At 60.1% G+C, this 19111-nt stretch carries 21 protein-coding genes; 6 read left to right on the top strand and 15 right to left on the bottom strand.

Features of this window, described 5'->3' with window-relative positions:
- Window position 1 precedes the first annotated feature (1 nt).
- Genes Q1K31_RS05815 through Q1K31_RS05805 form a run of 3 tightly spaced genes read right to left on the bottom strand, consistent with a single transcriptional unit; the run spans window position 2 to window position 2642 of the window.
- Window positions 2-406, bottom strand: a complete 405-nt coding sequence (locus tag Q1K31_RS05815) for a (deoxy)nucleoside triphosphate pyrophosphohydrolase (RefSeq protein ID WP_300377661.1) — start codon at window positions 404-406, stop codon at window positions 2-4.
- Window positions 403-1653, bottom strand: coding sequence for a bifunctional glutamate N-acetyltransferase/amino-acid acetyltransferase ArgJ (argJ, locus tag Q1K31_RS05810; RefSeq protein ID WP_300377659.1), 1251 nt, complete (start codon window positions 1651-1653; stop codon window positions 403-405). Before argJ ends, Q1K31_RS05815 begins: the two co-directional genes overlap by 4 nt.
- The gene (locus Q1K31_RS05805; RefSeq protein WP_300377657.1) at window positions 1650-2642 is read right to left on the bottom strand and encodes a peptidylprolyl isomerase; all 993 of its coding nucleotides are present in this window, start codon (window positions 2640-2642) and stop codon (window positions 1650-1652) included. Before Q1K31_RS05805 ends, argJ begins: the two co-directional genes overlap by 4 nt.
- Before the next feature lie 192 nt (window positions 2643-2834).
- On the opposite strand from Q1K31_RS05805, the gene secA reads away from it, so the two are divergent.
- On the top strand, window positions 2835-5609 hold the full coding sequence (gene secA, locus Q1K31_RS05800; protein ID WP_300377655.1) for a preprotein translocase subunit SecA: 2775 nt from the start codon (window positions 2835-2837) through the stop codon (window positions 5607-5609).
- 87 nt (window positions 5610-5696) lie between these two features.
- On the opposite strand, the gene Q1K31_RS05795 is transcribed toward secA, so the two are convergent.
- Together Q1K31_RS05795 and Q1K31_RS05790 are read right to left on the bottom strand one after the other, a co-directional pair.
- A complete protein-coding gene (locus Q1K31_RS05795; RefSeq protein ID WP_300377653.1) occupies window positions 5697-6887 on the bottom strand; it encodes a mechanosensitive ion channel in 1191 nt (396 codons plus the stop codon).
- A 60-nt stretch (window positions 6888-6947) separates the two neighbouring features.
- Window positions 6948-7883: a 1-acyl-sn-glycerol-3-phosphate acyltransferase gene (locus Q1K31_RS05790; RefSeq protein ID WP_300377651.1), complete on the bottom strand. Its 936-nt coding sequence runs from the start codon at window positions 7881-7883 to the stop codon at window positions 6948-6950.
- Window positions 7884-8086: 203 nt separating this feature from the next.
- Between Q1K31_RS05790 and Q1K31_RS05785 the strand changes: the two genes are divergently transcribed.
- Genes Q1K31_RS05785 through zapE form a run of 3 tightly spaced genes read left to right on the top strand, consistent with a single transcriptional unit; the run spans window position 8087 to window position 10339 of the window.
- The gene (locus tag Q1K31_RS05785) at window positions 8087-8524 is read left to right on the top strand and encodes a response regulator (protein ID WP_300377649.1); all 438 of its coding nucleotides are present in this window, start codon (window positions 8087-8089) and stop codon (window positions 8522-8524) included.
- Window positions 8525-8572: 48 nt separating this feature from the next.
- Window positions 8573-9190 carry a rhomboid family intramembrane serine protease gene (locus Q1K31_RS05780; RefSeq protein WP_300377647.1) on the top strand — a complete coding sequence of 206 codons (618 nt, stop codon included), beginning with the start codon at window positions 8573-8575 and terminating at the stop codon, window positions 9188-9190.
- A 3-nt stretch (window positions 9191-9193) separates the two neighbouring features.
- A complete protein-coding gene (gene zapE / locus Q1K31_RS05775) occupies window positions 9194-10339 on the top strand; it encodes a cell division protein ZapE (protein WP_300377645.1) in 1146 nt (381 codons plus the stop codon).
- A 78-nt stretch (window positions 10340-10417) separates the two neighbouring features.
- On the opposite strand, the gene rpmE is transcribed toward zapE, so the two are convergent.
- The gene (gene rpmE / locus Q1K31_RS05770) at window positions 10418-10636 is read right to left on the bottom strand and encodes a 50S ribosomal protein L31 (RefSeq protein ID WP_300377643.1); all 219 of its coding nucleotides are present in this window, start codon (window positions 10634-10636) and stop codon (window positions 10418-10420) included.
- Between the two features lie 138 nt (window positions 10637-10774).
- On the opposite strand from rpmE, the gene Q1K31_RS05765 reads away from it, so the two are divergent.
- Window positions 10775-12613, top strand: a complete 1839-nt coding sequence (locus Q1K31_RS05765) for an ABC transporter transmembrane domain-containing protein (RefSeq protein WP_300377641.1) — start codon at window positions 10775-10777, stop codon at window positions 12611-12613.
- On the opposite strand, the gene Q1K31_RS05760 is transcribed toward Q1K31_RS05765, so the two are convergent.
- From Q1K31_RS05760 to efp, 3 genes are all read right to left on the bottom strand, one after another.
- Window positions 12614-12754, bottom strand: coding sequence for a hypothetical protein (locus tag Q1K31_RS05760; protein ID WP_300377639.1), 141 nt, complete (start codon window positions 12752-12754; stop codon window positions 12614-12616).
- A 150-nt stretch (window positions 12755-12904) separates the two neighbouring features.
- Window positions 12905-13717 (bottom strand): inositol monophosphatase family protein, encoded by an 813-nt coding sequence (locus tag Q1K31_RS05755; RefSeq protein WP_300377637.1) that lies wholly within the window; start codon window positions 13715-13717, stop codon window positions 12905-12907.
- Between the two features lie 10 nt (window positions 13718-13727).
- Window positions 13728-14294: an elongation factor P gene (gene efp / locus Q1K31_RS05750; RefSeq protein WP_300377635.1), complete on the bottom strand. Its 567-nt coding sequence runs from the start codon at window positions 14292-14294 to the stop codon at window positions 13728-13730.
- A 147-nt stretch (window positions 14295-14441) separates the two neighbouring features.
- Here efp and Q1K31_RS05745 point away from each other — a divergent pair, with 147 nt between their 5' ends.
- Window positions 14442-14708, top strand: a complete 267-nt coding sequence (locus Q1K31_RS05745) for a DUF4282 domain-containing protein (RefSeq protein WP_300377633.1) — start codon at window positions 14442-14444, stop codon at window positions 14706-14708.
- Here Q1K31_RS05745 and thiE read toward each other — a convergent pair.
- From thiE to pgk, 6 genes are all read right to left on the bottom strand, one after another.
- Window positions 14705-15370 (bottom strand): thiamine phosphate synthase, encoded by a 666-nt coding sequence (thiE, locus tag Q1K31_RS05740; protein ID WP_300377631.1) that lies wholly within the window; start codon window positions 15368-15370, stop codon window positions 14705-14707. The two genes, Q1K31_RS05745 and thiE, sit on opposite strands and share 4 nt — an antisense overlap.
- A gap of 42 nt (window positions 15371-15412) precedes the next feature.
- A complete protein-coding gene (locus Q1K31_RS05735; RefSeq protein ID WP_300377629.1) occupies window positions 15413-16198 on the bottom strand; it encodes a glutathione S-transferase family protein in 786 nt (261 codons plus the stop codon).
- Between the two features lie 78 nt (window positions 16199-16276).
- The gene (locus tag Q1K31_RS05730) at window positions 16277-16504 is read right to left on the bottom strand and encodes a DUF2798 domain-containing protein (protein ID WP_300377627.1); all 228 of its coding nucleotides are present in this window, start codon (window positions 16502-16504) and stop codon (window positions 16277-16279) included.
- Entirely contained in the window at window positions 16501-16740 is a 240-nt protein-coding gene (locus Q1K31_RS05725) for a DUF1272 domain-containing protein (protein ID WP_367187529.1), read from the bottom strand. Before Q1K31_RS05725 ends, Q1K31_RS05730 begins: the two co-directional genes overlap by 4 nt.
- An 83-nt stretch (window positions 16741-16823) precedes the next feature.
- Entirely contained in the window at window positions 16824-17717 is an 894-nt protein-coding gene (locus Q1K31_RS05720) for a fructose bisphosphate aldolase (protein WP_300377623.1), read from the bottom strand.
- A gap of 183 nt (window positions 17718-17900) precedes the next feature.
- Window positions 17901-19097, bottom strand: a complete 1197-nt coding sequence (gene pgk / locus Q1K31_RS05715) for a phosphoglycerate kinase (RefSeq protein ID WP_300377621.1) — start codon at window positions 19095-19097, stop codon at window positions 17901-17903.
- Between the last annotated feature and the right edge of the window lie 14 nt (window positions 19098-19111).

The following is a 19111-nucleotide window of genomic DNA, read 5'->3' as shown; positions in this document are numbered from 1 at the left end:
TTCAGAAGCGGGCCGCCAGGTCCTCGAAAAGAGGTATATCCGCCGGCGGCGCAGGATAATCCATCAACTTGTCAGGCCGCACCCATTCAAGGGACTGCCCCTCCGCCGGCACGGGATTTCCTCGCCAGTCGCGTAATTCGTAAAGTGGCATGAAAAGGTGAAAATCGGGATAATCAAAACTTGCGAAATTAAGCGGTCTCAACGCGTCCGGATCAGCCGCAATCTGTAATTCTTCCTCCAGTTCGCGGCAAAGCGCCGCTTCTGGCACCTCTCCAGGCTCAATTTTTCCGCCCGGAAATTCCCACAGGCCCGCCATCGCCTTGCCTTCCGGCCGGCGGGCAAGAAGGATGCGGCCGTCAGCGTCAAACAGTGCGGCGGCAACGACAAGGACAAGCCGCTTGGTCATGTCCGGTAAGCGCCGTTGATGTCGACATAGGCGTGCGTCAGGTCGCAGGTCCAGACCGTCCAGCCTGCTTCACCCGCCGCGACATTGACCCGTATGTGGATGTGGTCCTGCGCAAAATGCCCACTGGCCGTCGCCTCATCATAGCCGGGTGCACGCATGCCGCCTTCAGCCACGAGATGCTCACCGAACCAGATACGCATCTCGTCCTTCGAGATGGGCTCAAGCGACTTGCCGACCGCCATGACGATGCGGCCCCAGTTTGCATCGCCCGCCGCGATAGCCGTCTTGATGAGAGGCGAATTGGCGATGTGCAGGCCGATGGTTTTCGCTGACGCCCCGGAGGCTGCACCCTCGACACGGATTTCCACGAACTTCGAAGCGCCCTCGCCATCCTTGACGAGCTGGTGGGACAGGTCGCGCAGCACGCCATCTAGAGCTTCACGGAAGCCATCAAGGCGAGGATCGTCAACATCTTCGATCAGGCCCGCACCAGACTCGCCGGTGGCAAACAGCATGCAGCTGTCCGACGTGCTTGTATCTCCATCTACCGTGACCGAGTTCAATGTCCGGTCAACGGTTTCCCGCAAGAGACGGTCGAGCACGGGCGGCGCGATGGCGGCATCGGTGAAGAGGTAGCACAGCATCGTCGCCATGTTGGGCATGATCATGCCGGACCCCTTGAGAATACCGGCAATGGAAACTGTCTTGCCTTCTATCTCGCAGGTCGCGCCAGCGCCTTTCGGGAAGGTATCCGTCGTCGTGAAGGCGCGCGCGCAGGCTTCCCAGTCCGGTGCCGCCAGTTTGCCGGCAAGTTCCGGCAGCATCATACCGACATAGTTCGCGTCGGGAAGCGGTTCGCCGATGACGCCTGTTGCGGCGAGAAAACATGCCTCGCGCTCGACACCCAGCGTGTCACACATCGCCTTCAGCGTGGCGTCGTTCTTTTCCGTCCCGGCCTTGCCCGTGAAAGCGTTGGAGTTTCCTGCATTGACGACCAGCGCGCGCGCATGGCCATGTCCGGCGTCCAGCGCGGCCCGGCACCAGTCGACATCTGCCGATGCCGTCGTCGAGCGTGTAAAGACACCCGCTGCCGAGGTGCCTTCTGGCAGGACGAACAGGAATACATCGTCGCGCGAAAGCCCCCGGGCCGCGTAAAACCCGCGCGAGGCCGTTGCCGCCTGCACACCCCTCACTTCCGGCAGGACAGGAAACTGCGCCGGGGCAAACGGAGATGGTTTCAGCTTCATTCCTGGTCGTCCCCCGAATCCGCATTCTCCTCGCCCTCTGGCGAAGCAGTCTCCCCGTCTGCCAAGGAGGCCGGATCTACAGCCTCATCCGTCTCGGCATCCGCCTCTGCAGGATTGTCGAGATAGGAAAGGTCCGGCGGTCCGCCATCACGCTGCTGGATAGCTGCGTCTGCCCGCAGCTGGCGCAAAATGCGGCTGATTTCCGTGAAGGTGAGATAGGTGACGATCTCCGGACGCATCTCTTCCTTGGTCTGGGGCGGGCGCGTGCGGCGTTCCTCAACGGTCAGGATATGCCACCCCTGTTCGGATTCGAAGGGCTCCGAAATCTCGCCGGCCGCCGTATCGGCGATAATGGCCGGAAATGGCTCGATCATTTCATTCGGCGCCACCCAGCCGAAGGATCCGCCGTCGAGCCGGGTGCGCGTGTCATTGGAGTTCTCAAAGGCAAGCGTCGTGAAGTCCTCTCCTGCGCGGGCTTTCTCCAGCACTTCCTGTGCCTTCTCCTCGCTTTCCAGCAGGATATGACGGATGCGTACCTCGTCATCGAGCTGCTGTAGCTTGACCTGGTCCTCATACATCTTGTTGATCGCGGATTCCGTCACCTCGGTCGCGACAAGGCTTTCCATCAGGAAGTTTCCAAGCAGGCGCTCACGTGCGGTCTCAAGACGTCGCTGGGCCTGAGGGCTCTGGTCCAGCCCGCGCCGCACCGCCTCCTGGGCAAGCAGGCGCTGGTCGACAAGCTGGTCGAGGACCATCTGGTATTCGGTGTGATCCGGTCCGAAGGGATCGCCCGGATCAATCCGGCCCTGCGCCACGGCTTCAAGCTCGACATCGGAAATATAGATGGGTTCGCCATTCACGACCGCGGCTGTGGATGCATCGAAACCGACCTGCTGCTCACGCCCCGGAGCCTCGCCGGGCTGGCAGGCCGACAGGACGATTGGCGCACTCAAGGCGATAGCGAGAAGCACTGAACGGGAGGATTTCATTCGATTGCCCTCAATTGCTGGAACAGCGGCCTACATTGACACCCTGTGAGCGGGTTCTTAAGTCTCCGGCGGCGACTGGTCGAGTGGTTAGTTCGCCCGGCATGCACGCGACGTCAGCGTGCACCTTCTGTCAACAAGTTGAAGGCAGGAGGGCCCGACCAAGTCAACAGCACAAGTTCGGTACCCGGTTACATGCTTTCAGTTGCTCGCAAGATATTCGGCTCCTCCAACGATCGGAGAATCAAGCCCATGCGCAAGCGCGTTGAGAAGATCAACGCGCTTGAGCCACATATGGAGGCCCTCTCCGACGAGGAGCTGACGGCAAAGACTGCGGAGTTCCGCGGACGGCTCGAACAGGGCGAGAAGCTGGATGATCTCCTCGAGGAAGCGTTCGCTGCCGTCCGGGAAGCCGCCAAGCGTTCGCTCGGCATGCGCCATTTCGATGTCCAGCTGATCGGCGGCATGGTCCTGCACAAGGGCGCAATCGCTGAAATGCGCACAGGCGAAGGCAAGACGCTCGTGGCCACGCTTGCCGTCTATCTCAACGCACTGCCGGCCAAGGGTGTCCACGTCATCACCGTGAACGACTATCTCGCCAGCCGTGACGCGGAATGGATGGGCAAGATTTACGAAACACTCGGCATGACGACAGGTGTGATCGTCAATGGGCTGAACGACAAGGAACGCAAGGCAGCCTATGCCTGCGACGTCACCTACGGCACCAATAACGAATTCGGCTTCGACTATCTGCGCGACAACATGAAATATTCGCTCGAACAGATGGCGCAGCGCGGCCATGCCTATGCCATCGTCGATGAGGTCGACTCCATCCTGGTTGACGAGGCACGCACACCGCTGATCATTTCCGGGCCGACAGACGACCGCTCGGACCTCTACCGCACCATCGACAAGCTGATCCCGCAGCTCGACGACGAAACCGATTTCGAACTCGATGAAAAGCAGCGCTCCGTCACCTTCACTGAAGATGGCATGGAGAAGATGGAACAGATGCTCGAGGAAGCCGGGCTGATCGAGGGGTCGATGTGGGACCCCCAGAACGTCACCATCGTCCACCATGCCAATCAGGCGCTGCGCGCGCACAAACTGTTTCACAGGGACAAGCAGTACCTGATGAAAGACGACCAGGTTATGCTGGTCGACGAGTTTACCGGGCGCATGATGGAAGGCCGCCGGCTTTCAGAAGGTCTGCACCAGGCGATCGAGGCCAAGGAAGGCGTCGAGATCAAGCCGGAAAACCAGACCCTCGCCTCGATCACATTCCAGAACTACTTCCGCCTCTATGACAAACTCGCCGGGATGACCGGCACAGCCATTACCGAAGCGGCGGAGTTTGCTGACATCTACAGCCTCGAAGTCTTCCAGCTGCCGACCAACAAACCGGTCCAGCGCGTTGACGAGGATGATGTCGTCTACCGCCTCGAGCAGGCCAAGTTCGACGAGATCGTCAATGAAGTGCGCGAAGCCCGCGAAAAGGGCCAGCCCGTCCTGCTCGGCACCGCCTCCATCGAGAAGTCCGAAAGGATCTCGAACCTGCTCACCGAAGCCAAAATTCCGCACAATGTGCTGAACGCCCGCCACCATGAGCAGGAAGCCGAAATCATTGCCGAAGCCGGCCTGCCGGGTGCCATCACTGTGGCCACCAACATGGCTGGCCGCGGGACTGACATCCAGCTGGGCGGCAACTATGAAATGCGGTTCTGGAAGGCGATTGATGCCTTCAAGGAAAAGCATGGGCGCGAGCCTTCGGAAGACGAGGAGAAACAGCTCTCCGACGAGATCAAGGCCGCCATCGAGGTGGGCAAGAAAGAGGCCCTTGAAGCCGGTGGGCTCTTCGTTCTCGGCACCGAGCGCCACGAGAGCCGGCGCATCGACAACCAGCTGCGCGGCCGGACGGGGCGTCAGGGCGACCCTGGCAAGTCGAAATTCTTCATCTCTGTCGAGGACGACCTGATGCGCGTCTTCGCCGCCGACCGGCTCAATTCGATCATGAAGAGCCTCGGCATCAAGGAAGATGAGGGGATTACGCATCCCTGGATGAACAAGGCGATCGAAACCTCACAAAAGAAGATCGAGGAACGCAATTTCGAGATCCGCAAGAATGTTCTCAAATACGATGACGTCATCAATGACCAGCGCAAGGCGATGTTCGAACAGCGCCGCGAGTTCATGTATGCCGACAATGTCACTGATGTTGTCACGGACATGCGCAATGACGTGATTGACGGCTGGGTTGGCCGGGCCATGCCGGAGAAAGCCTTTGCCGAACAGTGGGATGTTGAGTGGCTGTCAGAGACGCTCAAGGACGAACTCGGTCTGGATCTGCCAATCGCCGACTGGGCCGCCGAGGAAGGCGTTGCCAACGAGGAAATCGCCGAACGCATCCGCACCGCGGCAGCAGACGCCTTCGAGGAGAAGGTCGAGCAGGCCGGTGCCCAGCAGATCCGCTCGGTCGAGAAACAGGTCCTCCTGCAGGTTCTCGATGCCCGCTGGCGCCAGCACCTCCAGCAGATCGACCAGCTGCGCTCGGTCATTCACCTTCGCTCCTATGGCCAGCGCGACCCGCTGAACGAGTTCAAGGAAGAAGCCTTCAAGCTCTTCAACGACCTGCTCGACACGATGCGCGTCGAGGTCAGCCGCATCTTGATGAACATCCGGATTGCCCCGCCGGCCACAGAGGAGCAGAAAGCCCAGCTTGCTGCCGCGCGCGAAAAGCAGGTGGCCCGTGACGATATGCGCGAGACCCATCTCGATCCGGATACGGGCCGCAATGAGATGCGCCCTAACCAGCAGGGCCCGGCTCCCAATCCGCCGGGCCAGCCGCTGCACCAGGCCGAGGATGACTGGTCGAAGACCCCGCGCAATGCGCCATGCCCCTGTGGCTCAGGCAAGAAATACAAGCACTGCCACGGCTCTCTGACGGGCGCCGACCAGCAGCAAAGCGTCTAGGCACAAAGCGCTTTTCAAACAAACATACGCACAAAAAAGGGCCGCCCCGTATGGAGCGGCCCTTCCTGTTTGCAGAGTCGCGTCAGCCTATGGCTTCCACTTCTCGAGCTGTCGGGCGAACCAGTCGCGGCCACCCCAGCCAAAGCCGATACCGATGGCAATGGCGAGACCGACAGCGGCACCCATGACGAGCATTTCCGCGACGTTCAGGACGAACTCGCCACCCGTGGGATCAAGCTCCATGCGCGAAATACCCAGAATGATGGCCAGTGTGACAATCACCCATTTGACGATTTTCGCGGCAAGATCGCTGATGCCTTCGCCAGTAGCCGCCATAGCACCGCTGACAAGGCGAGCAATGATGACACCGGCAACGATGATGACCGCACCGAAGACAATCGAGGCCGCAAGATCCAGCACCGTATAGGTGGCATTAGTCAGGACATCGAACTCAAGCGCCCGCATTGCCTGGATAAGGCCGAGAAGGACGATGAAGAACATCGAGACCTTGGCGATAACACTGGAAGCCGTCAGCCCTTTGTCGGCGCCTTTCAGGATGCCGAGCTCAGACACGGCTGAATCCACACCCAGGCCGGGCAGGATGCGCATCAGGAGATTGTGCACGAAGCGCCCGATCAGGACGAAGACAGCCAGCAGGATACCGGCAATCAGAATCCGCGGGATCGCAGAGACGATATCTCTCAGCATCTCGTTGGCCGGCCCGGAGATCGCTTCGATCGCCAGGACGTCAAATGCCGCGATGGCACCGAGAATACCGATTATGGCAGCAAGAACCGTTGCGGAAATACCAGAGATATCAACCGGGCCAGAGGCCAGGCCAAGACGCTGGGGCACCGGGTCTGCAAAGGTGAAGACCGCCTTGGCCGTCTTCTGCACCACATTTGCCACGATCATGAACAGGATGAAGATGATGACCGCACCAAATACATTCGGCAGGTAGGTGAGAACATCAGCCAGCATCGCATTGAGCGGGTTGACGATCTGCGTCAGCTCCAGGCGCTGTAACGCCTGTATCACGCCGATCAGCATGACGATCCAGAACGCGGCAATCCCGAGACTGTCGCCCAGAGACTGGGTCGCCTTGCCTTCCGGGTCTGCCGGGCCCTTTCCGAAGCCCGTCTTGTTTATGGCCGTCGAGATCACCCATTTCACGAGTAACGCAACGACATAGGCAGCGATGAGAATAAGAACAGCGAAAAGAATTTTCGGTCCGTATTCCTGCATCTGTGAAACTGTGTTGTTCCAGAATTCTTCCATTATTCCAGCCCCTTTCTTTTAGAACCGAAATAAAGCAACGCGCGGGACATTACATTTGTTTCAGGAATTGTTCGACGAGACCGCCGTGAACTCGAGATCGGGATTCTCGCCCAGCCTGTAAGCGACATGCGCCTGCAAGGCCGCTGTGACCTGCTGGGCATCGCCGGCCAGCCGCTCAGGCGGGATCAGTGGCCCGAAGGCCATATCGAACTCGGCACGGCGCTTGTTCAGCAGTTCATGGAAGAGCGTGATGTCACGCAGCTCGCCATTGATCTTGCTCAGCCTGTAGAAAAGCCGGGAATTCTCCGCCTCTATATGAAGAGGCGCGATCGGCGCTTTCTGCTTGCGCGCGAGGCTGACGACGGTGGAGAACCACTCCTGCTCGGTCAGCACGCCATTATTCTTCTTTGCGAGCTTGCCCGACGGGAAGATGACGATGCATTTCTCCTGTTCGAAGGCTTCCGAGGCGAGCTTCAGGGTTTCGCGAGTCTTGGCCGGTGTCCGCTTGCTCGCGACCCATTCGATCGGGATGAGCACGTCGGTGAACTGCCGGTTCACGCGCAACGCATCGGCATTGGCGAAAAACACCACATCCTCGCGCTTGCGAATGATGGCGTCCCAGACGGCCACGCCATCGGCAAGCCCTGTCGGATGGTTGGCAGCGATAACGACACGCCCCTTCTCCGGCAGCCGGTCCAGATGGCGCAGGTCGAGATTCACGTTCAATTCCCTGGAAAGATAGTTGAAGGACTCACGCCCGTTCAGACCGGAAAGGTGATCGGCCATACCGCGCGCCTTGCGATAGCCGAGGACACTATAAAGAAGCGGACGCATGACAGGCCACGTCCAGTGGCCGGCAAAACTCGGGCAGCGCTCCTGGATCAGCGTGTCGACGATATGCTTGTCCGGCTCTTCAAGGCCGTCAAAAAATGCAGACCCGGTCGGGTTTTTCTTAACAATCTCTTCCGTCATTGCCCGCCAATCTACGCGTGTCAAAAGCGCCTTATCGCGCTGAATCCCTTATCCTATCACGGATTCCCGGCCCTGCACGCGTCTGGCTGACCATGATCAAGACTTTGAATTGTCAACGTTTCAGAAAGTTTCGCTTTACCAAGCTGTAAGGGGAAGCTGCCAAGGTGGCATATGTTGAGAGGGGTGAGCAGGACGCTCCGGATCTGGAAGTAAGACAGGTAGAGTTCATGAAAGTTCTATGGATTGAGGATCAGGAGCCAGCACGTGACATGCTGACAATCGCCTCGGACAAGGCGGCGCGCGCCCGCGTGCAGATCGACCTTGTCCTGGCAGGCACCCTGATGGAGGCTGAACGCCGCCTGCGGCTCGAACGGTTTGACCTGGTTGTTACCGAGCTTACACTGCCGGACAGTTATGATGGCGACATGACGATTGCCCGTCTGGCCAATATGGGCAGCCACAGGCTCGCTGTCTCAAGCGCACACCCTGACCGGGACCAGATCGTTGCCACGGCGCTACGCTGCGGCTGCAACATTGCCGCCTCTCCCGTTTTCAAGGCCGACCTGCCTTATAACCGTTTCATCCAGCGCCCGGAGGCAATGCTCGATTTCCTGATTGCCATGATGGATGAAACGCAGCGGACACCACGCAGCGCAGCTGCCTGAGCGGAAAAAACCCATGCACCACGGCCCTGCTTGAGGTAGGGCGTGCACATGGAATCATTTTCCCAGTTCCCCGCCACACTCACCCTGATCGCGGCCAATGTGCTGGTCAGCCTGTATGGCTGGCTGAAACCCACATTCCTGATGGGCAATCTCTTCCATGTCGCCGCGATCCGTGAAGACAGGGAGTGGCACCGCCTGATCACCGCAGGTTTCCTGCATGGCGGTGTTTTTCACCTGCTCATAAATATGTTCGTCCTGTTCCAGTTCGGCTGGTTCATCGAACAGGTTCTCGGCACGCCAGGCTTTGTATTCGTCTATTTTGCAGCATTGCTCGGGGGCAATGTCTGGGCACTCATGGAAAATTTCCGTACGCCGGACTATCGCGCGCTGGGCGCATCCGGGGCGACATCGGGTATCGTCCTGTCCTTCTGCCTGTTCCAGCCATTCCTGATGCTTTTCGTTTTCTTCATCCCGATGCCGGCTGTGGTGTTCGCCATCCTGTTCATTGCCATCAGCGCCTTCCTGGCCCAGCGAGAGGACAAGGTAATCGGTCATGAAGCTCATATCGGCGGAGCAATTGCAGGATTGCTTGCGACGATTATCATTGCACCGCGCGCGCTGTCTGAGTTTGGTGCGCAGGTATCAGCCTATCTGGGAGGCAGCTGATCCATGAGCGTCGAGACCGCCTACCAGGCACGCATAGAATCCGGGCAACTCAGCCCCGATCCAGCCCAGCTCGAGGCGGCGAAGCGTCTCGACTCTGTCCTGCACCGCATTGCAACGGCCCGGCCAGGCGGGCTTTTCCGGAAAGAGCCCCATATCCGCGGACTTTATATGTGGGGCGGTGTCGGGCGCGGAAAATCCATGCTGATGGACTTGTTCCACGACCTGTCGCCGGTCCCGTCAAAGCGTGTCCACTTCCATGAGTTTATGGGCCGGGTGCATGACGAGATGAATGCGTGGCGCGACATGGATGACAGTGAACGCCGCCGGGCGGCCCACCGCGTCAAGAGCGCCGGCAATGACCCGATCCCGCCTGTGGCGAAATTGATCGCCTCTGAGGCGAAACTGCTCTGCTTTGACGAGTTCCAGGTCACCCAGATTGCTGACGCCATGATTCTCGGCCGGTTGTTCGAGAACCTGTTCGAGCATCGTGTGGTGGTGGTCGCCACGTCTAACCGCCACCCGGACGACCTCTACAAGGACGGGCTCAACCGGCAGCTTTTCCTGCCCTTCATCGAAATCCTGAAAGAACAGTGCGAAGTCTTTGAACTCGCTTCAGAGCGTGACTACCGCCTCGAACGGCTCACCGAAGCGCCCGTCTGGCATGTCCTGCAGGGCGCGGAAGGCGAAGCCCGGCTCGACACGGCCTTTGACCGGCTGACACTCGGGGCGCACGCAAACCAGTGTTTCCTGAGCGTGAAAGGCCGCAAACTTCTCGTCCCGAAAGAGGCCGCCGGAGTGGCGCGCTTCACCTTCGCCGAACTTTGCGAAAAACCGCTCGGGCCGCGTGATTATCTTGCAATCGCAGCAAACTTTCACACCGTCCTGCTTGGCGGCGTGCCTGTCCTGACACCCGACAAGCGCAATGAAGCCGCCCGCTTCGTCGCCCTCATCGATGCGCTGTACGAAGCGCGCGTCAAACTGGTGGCCACGGCGGCCGCTGAACCGGATGACCTCTACCCGTCAGGCGATGGCAGCTTTGAATTCCAGCGCACCGCCAGCCGCCTGCACGAGATGCGGTCTGAGGAATATCTTGCGCTTGAGCATCGCGTACCGCCGCGTGCCGAAGAGCTGGAGCGTCCGGCGAAGTAACCCGTACGCACAATGCAAAAAACCCCTGCCACGGACGGGCAGGGGTTTTTGAATCTTTCGCGAAAGGCGCAGCCTGTTCTAGACGCCAAAGCCCTTGAACTTGTCCTTGAAGCGCGAGACACGGCCGCCACGGTCAAGCTGTTGCGAGCCGCCGGTCCAGGCCGGGTGCGTGCGCGGATCAATGTCCAGGTGCAGCTTGTCGCCTTCCTTGCCGTAGGTCGAGCGGGTCTGGTATTCGGATCCATCTGTCATCACGACGGTGATGAAGTGGTAATCGGGATGGCCTTCGGCTTTCATCGTCTTTACATCCTTCGCGTCAGGGGCCTCAAAAGCGCGGGACTGCGCGGATTGGCCTCTGTGAAATTCGGAAAGCGGCGTCATAGTTGAAAGCAGCCGCTGCCGCAAGGGGGCGGCGGCAAACAAGGTGTAATACAAGTGAACGAAACAACAGACGCCGTGACCGATGACCGCCGCGAAACGCTGCCGGATGAGGCGGGCAAGAACCGGCCCAAGGCCCGCAGCATCAAGCCGCTGGCCCTGCTTGCCCCCTATGTGCGGCGCCATCTCGGCCTGGTCATCATTGCGTGTATCTTCCTTGTCGTCAGCACACTGGCGGCCCTCTCCATCCCGCTGCTTTTCGGCCGGGCCGTCGATGCAGGACAGGGCGGAGCCGATGGCGCAGCCCTCCTGGACACAATCGACCAGTATTTCCTCTATGTGCTGATCGCCGCCATCCTGATGGGCATTCTGAGCGCACTGCGATTCTATTTCGTGTCCCGGTTTGGCGAACGTGTCGCTGCAGACCTGCGCACCGACCTGTATGACAAGCTGCTCAGCCTCTCCCCGCGCTTTCACGCGAGCATACGCTCCGGCGAGGCCGTCTCACGGCTGACAGCTGACGTTTCCCTGATCGAGAATTTCCTTGGCTCGACCGCCTCGATGGCCACACGAACCATCCTGTCGACTACCGGCGCAATCATCATGATGCTGGTTACAAACTGGCAGCTGGGCGGGACGCTGCTCCTGATGATCCCGGTCGCGATGCTGCCTGTCGTGTTTCTCGGGCGCATTATCCGCGGCGCATCGAACCGCGCTCAGTCCCGGCTTGCCGATGCGGGTGCGGACGCATCCGAAGCGCTCGATGCAATCGAGCTGGTTCAGGCCTATGGCCAGGAGGAACGCCGCAGGCAGTCCTTCACGGACGCCGCAGAGGCGGTTTTCCAGGCTGCACTGAAGCGTATCTCCGCACGCGCCGTGATGATCCTCGCCGTCTCCATCATGTTGCTCGGCGGCATGGTCGGCATTCTCTGGCTCGGTGCCCGCTCGGTCGCCACGGGCGCCATGACACCCGGTGAACTGACCCAGATGATCCTCTACGCCTTCTATGCCGGCTCCGGGTTCGGCATGCTAGCAGAGGTCTGGGGCGAAGTGATGCGCGCAGCTGGCGCCTCCGACCGGGCAAGCCACATCCTCGGCGAGACACCGGATATCCGTGCCCCTGAGCAACCGTCCGACCTGCCCTCACCGGCGAGCGGCCATCTTGTCTTCGATGGCGTGGATTTTGCCTACGACAATGCCGAGCTGCCAGCACTCAAATCCTTTTCGCTGGACGTGCAGCCCGGCGAGTTCGTCGCCCTTGTCGGACCTTCGGGCGCGGGTAAGTCTACCGTCTTCCGGCTGGCCCTTCGCCTCTTCGACCCGCAAGCAGGCGATGTGCACGTTGACGGTCTCGGCATGAAGGACACAGCGCCCGCCCTATGGCGCAGCCTGTTTGCCTATGCCCCCCAGGAGGCCGCCCTCTTCACCGGCACGGCGCGGGACAATATCGCCTTCGGCACGACCCGCACCGTGAGCGATGAAGAGCTCATCCGGGCGGCAGAAATGGCAGAAGCCTGGAGCTTCCTGAAAGACCGGGGCGGGCTGGACGCGGAAATCGGGCAGAAAGGCCGCAGCCTTTCAGGCGGCCAGCGCCAGCGTATCGCGCTCGCCCGTGCCCTTGTACGCGAAGCGCCCGTCCTGCTACTCGACGAAGCGACATCTGCGCTCGACAGCGAAAGCGAACAGCTGGTCCAGAAAGCCATTGCCACAGTCGCAAAGGGGCGCACCACGCTGGTCATCGCCCATCGTCTCTCGACCATACGCAGTGCCGACAGAATAGTCGTCATGGAAGATGGTGCGATCGTCGAACAGGGCACACATGACGCCCTTGTCACCAAGGGCGGGCTTTATGCCCGGCTGGCCGAGATGCAGTTCACCGCGCAGGCGGCTGAATAGTCATTTGAGGTTTGACCAGAAATTCACATTTTCGACGCCAACTACAAACACGTGAAAGAACATCACTACAGCGCTGATGAGCAGGAGTGCGACTAGGATAGCACCCTTTTCGCGCCAGCCTTTCAGTCTAAGCCAGTTCATTCCTTCTCCTCCGGCTTTTTGCCGCCCACCTCTGTGCGGTTCAGCCGGCAATCAGGCTGGCAGCCATCATGGCCACACCAAGTTTTCGGATCATCCTGCGCCTCCCCTTCAATCCACCGCCTACAATAAGGCGGAAAGCGGGTAGAGACGTCAATCGGCGCCGAAGGATTTCGACCGGCGTAGCTGCTTCTGGAGCTTAGGCATGAGCAGCTCATTGGCGGCGAGGATGCTGCCCGTGGTCTGAACATCGCCGCCGTCAAGCTCTTCGACATAGCCGCCGGCTTCACGCACAAGCACAATACCGGCCGCAATATCCCACGGCTTCAGGCCGCGCTCCCAGAAGCCGTCAAACCGGCCCGCCGCAACATAGGCGAGATCCAGGGCCGCTGAGCCGTAGCGGCGGATACCGGCGCAAACCGGGGTCATCGCCGCGATCTCGTTGGCAAACTGGCGGTGCGAGGAGTCAGCCTTGCCGACCCAGGGCGTGCCTGTCGCAATAACAGCCTCTTCGAGCCGTTTGCGCCCGGCAACGATCAGCTTGCGCTGGTCCAGCCATGCGCCACGGCCTGTCTCGGCCCAGAAAATTTCGTTCTTGGCGACATCATACACAACGCCGCTGAACAGCTTGCCTTCGCGCTCAAGCGCAATGGAAACCGCATAATGCGGCTGGCCGTGCAGGAAGTTCAGCGTGCCGTCGAGAGGGTCGACAATGAACCGGTTGGATTTGTCTGTCCCTTCGACAATGCCGCGTTCCTCCATGACAAAGCCATAGCCCGGACGGGCCTTTGTGAGGCTTTCATAGATGATCTCTTCAGCCCGGTGATCGGCGTTGGAGACGAAATCAGCCGGCCCCTTTTTCGAGACCTGAAGGTTCTCGACCTCGCCAAAGTCGCGCCCCAGCAACCGCCCGGCATCACGGGCAGCCTTGATCATCACAGTTCCGACGGGAGACGGTTTCGACATGAGTTAAGCCCTAATCGGCGCGCTTGAGATAGGTCGTGTCGGAGGTCTGCACGACGATACGTTCGCCAGTACCGCAGAAGGGCGGGACCATGACGCGAATGCCATTGTCGCAAACCGCCGGCTTGAAGCTGTTGGCCGCTGTCTGGCCTTTGACGACCGGCTCTGTCTCATCAATCGTCAGGATGACCTGGTCAGGCACGGAAACCCCGATCGGTGTCTCCTCGTAGAACTCGACCTCGACCGTCATGCCATCCTGAAGGAACTGGCCCTGATCGCCGATGAAGTCCTTCTGGAGTTCGATCTGCTCGAAATTCTCCTGGTCCATGAAGGCGTAGGCATCGCCGGTGTCATACAGGAACTGGAACTCGCGCTGCTCAAGGCGGACCTTCTCCACCGTCTCACTTGCGCGGAAACGGTGGTTGAGCTTCGACCCGTTGATCAGGTTACGCAGCTCGACCTGGTTGAACGCGCCCCCTTTGCCGGGCTTGACCGCATTCGTTTTCATCGCGCGCCAGACGCCGCCATCATGCTCGATGACGTTGCCGGGCTTGATTTCATTGCCATTGATCTTGGCCATGGTGAGAAAGGCTCCTGCTCAATCCTTTTGGCGCGAGGTAGCCGCGAGGCCGTGCAGGGTCAAGCAGTCGTTGGCTGCTGATATGGACAAGGCCGGGAAATTCGGGTTTGCTCCAAGCTGCGAGACGGGCTCGAAGAGGGGGCGCACATGAACTTCATCTCGAACTATCTGAGCTTCGAAAAGCCACTTGGCGAAATGCTGACCAAGGTGCTCTTCTATGTCGGTATTTTCCTTATTTTGTTCTGGGGCCTGCGAAGCCTGCTTCACTACATCGCCTTGCTCGACGATGATTGGGACACTGCCCTGTGGGGCGTGATCAAGACCCCGTTCATCGTGATCCTGAAGCTACTGGTACTGCGTGTCCTGGCAGAAGTCGTCGTCGCGATCCTCAGGCTGGATAAGCCGAAGGCCTAGAACGCCGCTTCAGCTTCCTCCAGCGCTGCGTTGAATGCCGCGACCGCAGCCTGCGGGCCATCAGGGTGTGACCACACGGCCGAACTCACGGCCACGAAGTCTGCACCGGCGAGCGATATTTCTTTCGTGTATTCAGGCGTGATCCCACCAATCGCCACACAGGGAAGCTCCATGACCCCCTGCCACCAGGACAGGAGTTCCGGGTCGGCCGGCACCGTGTCGGCCTTGGTCGTGCTGGGATAGAAGGCACCGAAGGCCACATAATCTGCGCCCTGCTCGCCTGCATCCATCGCAACATGACGGCTGTTTTTCGCTGTCGCGCCGATGACAGGCTGCTTGCCGAGACGCTGGCGTGCCTGCTTGACCCGCATGTCCAGTGCGCCAAGGTGAACCCCGTCTGCCCCCACAGCTTCGCAGACATCGACACTGTCATTGATAATCAGCGCCACATCCGCAGCGCGGCACGCAGGCAGCAGCGCTTCCGCGACCGCTTTGGTCTTTTCCTCATCAATCAGGCCATCGGGTTTGATACGCACCTGCAGGCAGGCAACATCCCCGCCCGCCAGCGCAGATTCAAACAGCTTCACGAACCCGGTCACATCGGCGATATCCGGCGGCGTGATCAGGTAAAGGCGCGTGCGTTGGCGTGTCGGCTCGGTCATGCCGCCCTGACTAGCCGTCCGGCCGCTCCGGGGGAAGCCCGGTCAGCTGAAATCGGGTGTGAAACGGATATTGTCCTTCTCCAGGCCCTTCAGGACCACATCTACCCCGCCGGACTTGATCATCCATTCCAGCCGGTGGTCTCGGTACTCGCGCTTGAACAGCCCGGATTTAACCGCATCGCTCACACCTTGCATGCCTTTCACGGACTCGACGGCCTCATGTGCCGTGGCCGCCACGCTGTCGCGCGACATGACCCGCTTATGCCAGGCGGCCAAGGCACTGCCCGGCGCAGGCGCAAATCCGAACCCGGCCGCACCATTCACATAAGGGATGACCGACAGGTCACCCCAGCCGAACCTGTCGCCGTTGAACCAGTCGCGCCCGGCTAGTTCACGTTCCAGCCACTTGTGCAGACCGGTGATCTGCCTGCCCGCCCGCGCCTCGATCCTGTCTTTCATCTCGCCACTGGCCCGCTTGAAATGGTTCAGTTCACCCAGCCCCCATGTGATTGGCTCGAAATGGCAATCCATGACATCCTCGACCAGCCTAGCACGGGCGCGGTTTTCAGGCGTTTCGGGAAGCATGGGCGGCGTCGGCCACTTGTCTTCTATGTATTCCAGAATGATCGTCGAATCGAAGATAGCCGCCTGCCCATCGCGCAGGAATGGCACCTCGCCGCGCGGATTGCCGGCCATGAAATCGTCCGGCGTATCGCCGCTCCCGATGCCGGCAGGTAGGCGGGCCTCGAAATCAATGCCCTTCTCACGCAGCGATATCTTGACCTTCTGCGCATAGGGCGAAAGCGGGTGTTCATAGAGAATAAGCATGGCGGTGTCCCTTGGCTTCGAGCAACACCACGCCCGCTTGCTTAGGGGAAAGCAAGCCTCAATTCACGGTTCTGGCCCTTACTCCCCGGCGGGCGGCTGCGTGATTCTTAGTGCGAGACGGCGCGCGAACGGTCCCCAGAAAAGGGCTGCAAACCAGGCCACCGGAAAAGCGATGGCCCATGCCGCCAGCCACCTCAGGACAAGACCGGCATCAATCCCTGTATTCAGTATCGTCACAATCAGCGCCACCAGGCCGCTCATGCCCGCAGACAGGAGTCCGCTGTATACGAGACGCCATCGTATCAATCTTGCGGCCTGCCCTTGTAGATACGCCTGGCACTGGCCGGAAACCTTTTCAGCGCAGGCCCTTTTCGCCTCGGGCGCTCGCAGAACCCACCCCCGCAATTGGGGCAAACGCCCTCGTGAACACCGCTGGCGCAGGCCTGGCAGAATGTGCATTCAAACGAGCAGATGACGGCTCCCGCCTCGTCTGGAGGCAGGTCCCGGTCGCAGCTCTCGCAGGAAGGGCGCATTTCGAGCATTCCGTCAGGCTAGTCCCTGCGCTCAAAAAGAAAAGGGCGCCCGATCGAGCGCCCTTCTACCAGATCATGATGCGAAGACAGGTCTAGCCTGCCTTGGAAGCCTCACAGATATTGTCGATGGACCCGGCCAGCATCTCGTTGAACGCGCTTTCGTCCTGCTGGGCCGATAGCCCTTCGGTCAGCGCACGGGAGAAGCTCGCAATCATGCCGGTATTCCTCGACAGGCGGTTACACGCCTCTTCGCGTGAATAGCCACCGGACAGGGCGACAACGCGCATGACGCGCGGATGGTCGACCAGAGACTTGTAGAGATTGGTCTTTTCCGGAAGCGTCAGCTTCAGCATCACCTGCTGGTCGGCCCCAAGCGCATCCAGCTGCTTCGTGATTTCAGCCAGAAGGATGTCCTCGGCTTCGGCCTTGTCATCAATCGTGATGGTGACTTCCGGCTCGATGATCGGGACCAGGCCATGCTGCAGGATCTGGCGGCCGATATCGAACTGCTGATGCACCACTGCCGCGATGCCTTCAGCATTGGCGGCATCGATCACAGAGCGCATCTTTGTGCCGAAAATTCCCTTGGCCGCAGCCCGTTCAAGCAGGGCATCAAGGTCCGGCATCGGCTTCATGACCTTCACGCCGTTCTCTGGGTCGGCAAGGCCCTTGTCGACCTTCAGGAACGGCACCACGCCACAATCTTCCCAGAGGAACTCTGCGGTGGGTTTTCCGTCGATGTCGCCGTCCATCGTCCTCTCGAAAAGGATGGCCCCGATCACCTTGTCACCATTGAAGGCGGGCGACTTGATGATACGCGCCCGCATGTCGTGAACGAGGCGGAACATTTCCTCGTCATTGGCATAGGCATCTTCTCCGACGCCATACAGGCGAAGCGCCTTTGGCGTGGAACCGCCGGACTGGTCGAGCGCCGCGATGAACCCGTCCTTGCTGGCCATCTGCTTCGTCATTTCTGCGTTGGACATCTCTATTTTCCCTGCAAACAAATTGATTGATTACCCACGCACACCTGCACCACCACCGGACCGATCCCGGCAACGCAAGCGTGGGCCTTGCCTATGTTGATTGAGTGTTATCGCTAACTTTGCTTTTCCGCTCCCGTTCGGTTTCCAGGGGAATCCGAAACGGCAGTTGGGAAAGTTCATGCGTTAGCCTTTCAGGACCTCTACGCCCGGCAGTGTCTTGCCTTCCATCCATTCAAGGAAGGCCCCGCCTGCAGTGGACACGAAGCTGAAATCATCTGCCACACCGGCATGGTTGAGGGCCGCAACGGTATCGCCACCGCCGGCCACACCTGTCAGCTTTCCGGCCTTTACACGTTCAGCGGCACCGCGCGCCGCCGAAACCGTCGCCTTGTCGAACGGCTCGGTCTCGAAAGCCCCGAGCGGGCCGTTCCAGACCAGCGTCTTGGCAGCATCCATCGCGATCGCCAGCAGGCCCACCGTCTGCGGCCCCGCATCAAGGATCATCTCGTCATCGCCGACTTCACCCGTGCTGCACGTCCGGTGCTCGGCATTGGCAGCAAACTCTTTCGCGACAACAACGTCCTGCGGCAGCAGGATATCGCAGCCGGAGTCACTGGCCCGCGCCTCGATCTCGCGGCACGTGTCGGCCAGGTCATGCTCACAGAGCGACTTGCCGACCGGATGGCCGCCTGCCGCCAGGAATGTGTTCGCCATGCCGCCGCCAATCGCGAGCGCATCAACCCGGCTGACCAGGTTTTTTAGGAGGTCAATCTTAGTGGAGACTTTCGCCCCGCCAACAACAGCCAGGACAGGCCGTTTCGGATTGCCGAGAGCCGCTTCGAGTGCGTCGAGCTCGCGCTCCATGGCGCGGCCCGCATAGGCTGGAAGATGGTGTGCGATCCCTTCTGTCGAGGCATGGGCCCGATGAGCCGCAGAGAAAGCGTCATTGACGTAGATATCGCCAAGTTTCGCCATCTCACGGGCAAGCTCCGGATCGTTCTTCTCCTCGCCCGGATGAAACCGCGTATTTTCCAGCAGGATGACACCGCCACCCTGGATTTGCGCGATAGCGTTCTCCGCCACCTCGCCAACACAGTCTTCGGCGAAAGCCACTGGCGCCCCGACAACCTTCGCAAAGGCGTCAGCCACAGGCCGCAGACTGAGGTCTGGTTTCACCTCACCCTTGGGCCGTCCGAAATGCGCCAGAAGGGCAACTTTCGCGCCCTTTCCGGATAGCGAATTCACCGTATCGAGCGCGGCACGCAACCGCGTATCGTCAGTGACGCGCCCGTTGGCGACCGGCACATTGAAATCGACGCGAACCAGCGCCGTCTTGCCGGCCAGGTTGTCCGCGTCCTCTATGCGTTTGAATTGGGACATGAAGGGCGCTCCGG

Origin of the sequence: Henriciella sp. (genome assembly GCF_029936995.1) — a bacterium.
Lineage (GTDB): Bacteria > Pseudomonadota > Alphaproteobacteria > Caulobacterales > Hyphomonadaceae > Henriciella.
Note: the sequence above shows the minus strand (reverse complement) of the source record. Positions and strands in the feature narration are given on the sequence as shown.

Bases quoted from the DNA above. Each gene is read 5' to 3' on its own strand.
- Q1K31_RS05785 (WP_300377649.1), top strand. From the start codon at position 8,087: ATGAAAGTTCTATGGATTGAGGATCAGGAGCCAGCACGTGACATGCTG.
- Q1K31_RS05720 (WP_300377623.1), bottom strand. From the start codon at position 17,717: ATGTCCAACGCAGAAATGACGAAGCAGATGGCCAGCAAGGACGGGTTC.
- Q1K31_RS05725 (WP_367187529.1), bottom strand. From the start codon at position 16,740: ATGCTCGAAATGCGCCCTTCCTGCGAGAGCTGCGACCGGGACCTGCCT.
- Q1K31_RS05795 (WP_300377653.1), bottom strand. From the start codon at position 6,887: ATGGAAGAATTCTGGAACAACACAGTTTCACAGATGCAGGAATACGGA.
- secA (WP_300377655.1), top strand. From the start codon at position 2,835: ATGCTTTCAGTTGCTCGCAAGATATTCGGCTCCTCCAACGATCGGAGA.
- Q1K31_RS05815 (WP_300377661.1), bottom strand. From the start codon at position 406: ATGACCAAGCGGCTTGTCCTTGTCGTTGCCGCCGCACTGTTTGACGCT.
- Q1K31_RS05760 (WP_300377639.1), bottom strand. From the start codon at position 12,754: ATGAACTGGCTTAGACTGAAAGGCTGGCGCGAAAAGGGTGCTATCCTA.
- Q1K31_RS05780 (WP_300377647.1), top strand. From the start codon at position 8,573: ATGGAATCATTTTCCCAGTTCCCCGCCACACTCACCCTGATCGCGGCC.
- rpmE (WP_300377643.1), bottom strand. From the start codon at position 10,636: ATGAAAGCCGAAGGCCATCCCGATTACCACTTCATCACCGTCGTGATG.
- thiE (WP_300377631.1), bottom strand. From the start codon at position 15,370: ATGACCGAGCCGACACGCCAACGCACGCGCCTTTACCTGATCACGCCG.
- Q1K31_RS05735 (WP_300377629.1), bottom strand. From the start codon at position 16,198: ATGCTTATTCTCTATGAACACCCGCTTTCGCCCTATGCGCAGAAGGTC.
- Q1K31_RS05805 (WP_300377657.1), bottom strand. From the start codon at position 2,642: ATGAAATCCTCCCGTTCAGTGCTTCTCGCTATCGCCTTGAGTGCGCCA.
- Q1K31_RS05755 (WP_300377637.1), bottom strand. From the start codon at position 13,717: ATGTCGAAACCGTCTCCCGTCGGAACTGTGATGATCAAGGCTGCCCGT.
- pgk (WP_300377621.1), bottom strand. From the start codon at position 19,097: ATGTCCCAATTCAAACGCATAGAGGACGCGGACAACCTGGCCGGCAAG.
- Q1K31_RS05745 (WP_300377633.1), top strand. From the start codon at position 14,442: ATGAACTTCATCTCGAACTATCTGAGCTTCGAAAAGCCACTTGGCGAA.
- efp (WP_300377635.1), bottom strand. From the start codon at position 14,294: ATGGCCAAGATCAATGGCAATGAAATCAAGCCCGGCAACGTCATCGAG.
- argJ (WP_300377659.1), bottom strand. From the start codon at position 1,653: ATGAAGCTGAAACCATCTCCGTTTGCCCCGGCGCAGTTTCCTGTCCTG.
- zapE (WP_300377645.1), top strand. From the start codon at position 9,194: ATGAGCGTCGAGACCGCCTACCAGGCACGCATAGAATCCGGGCAACTC.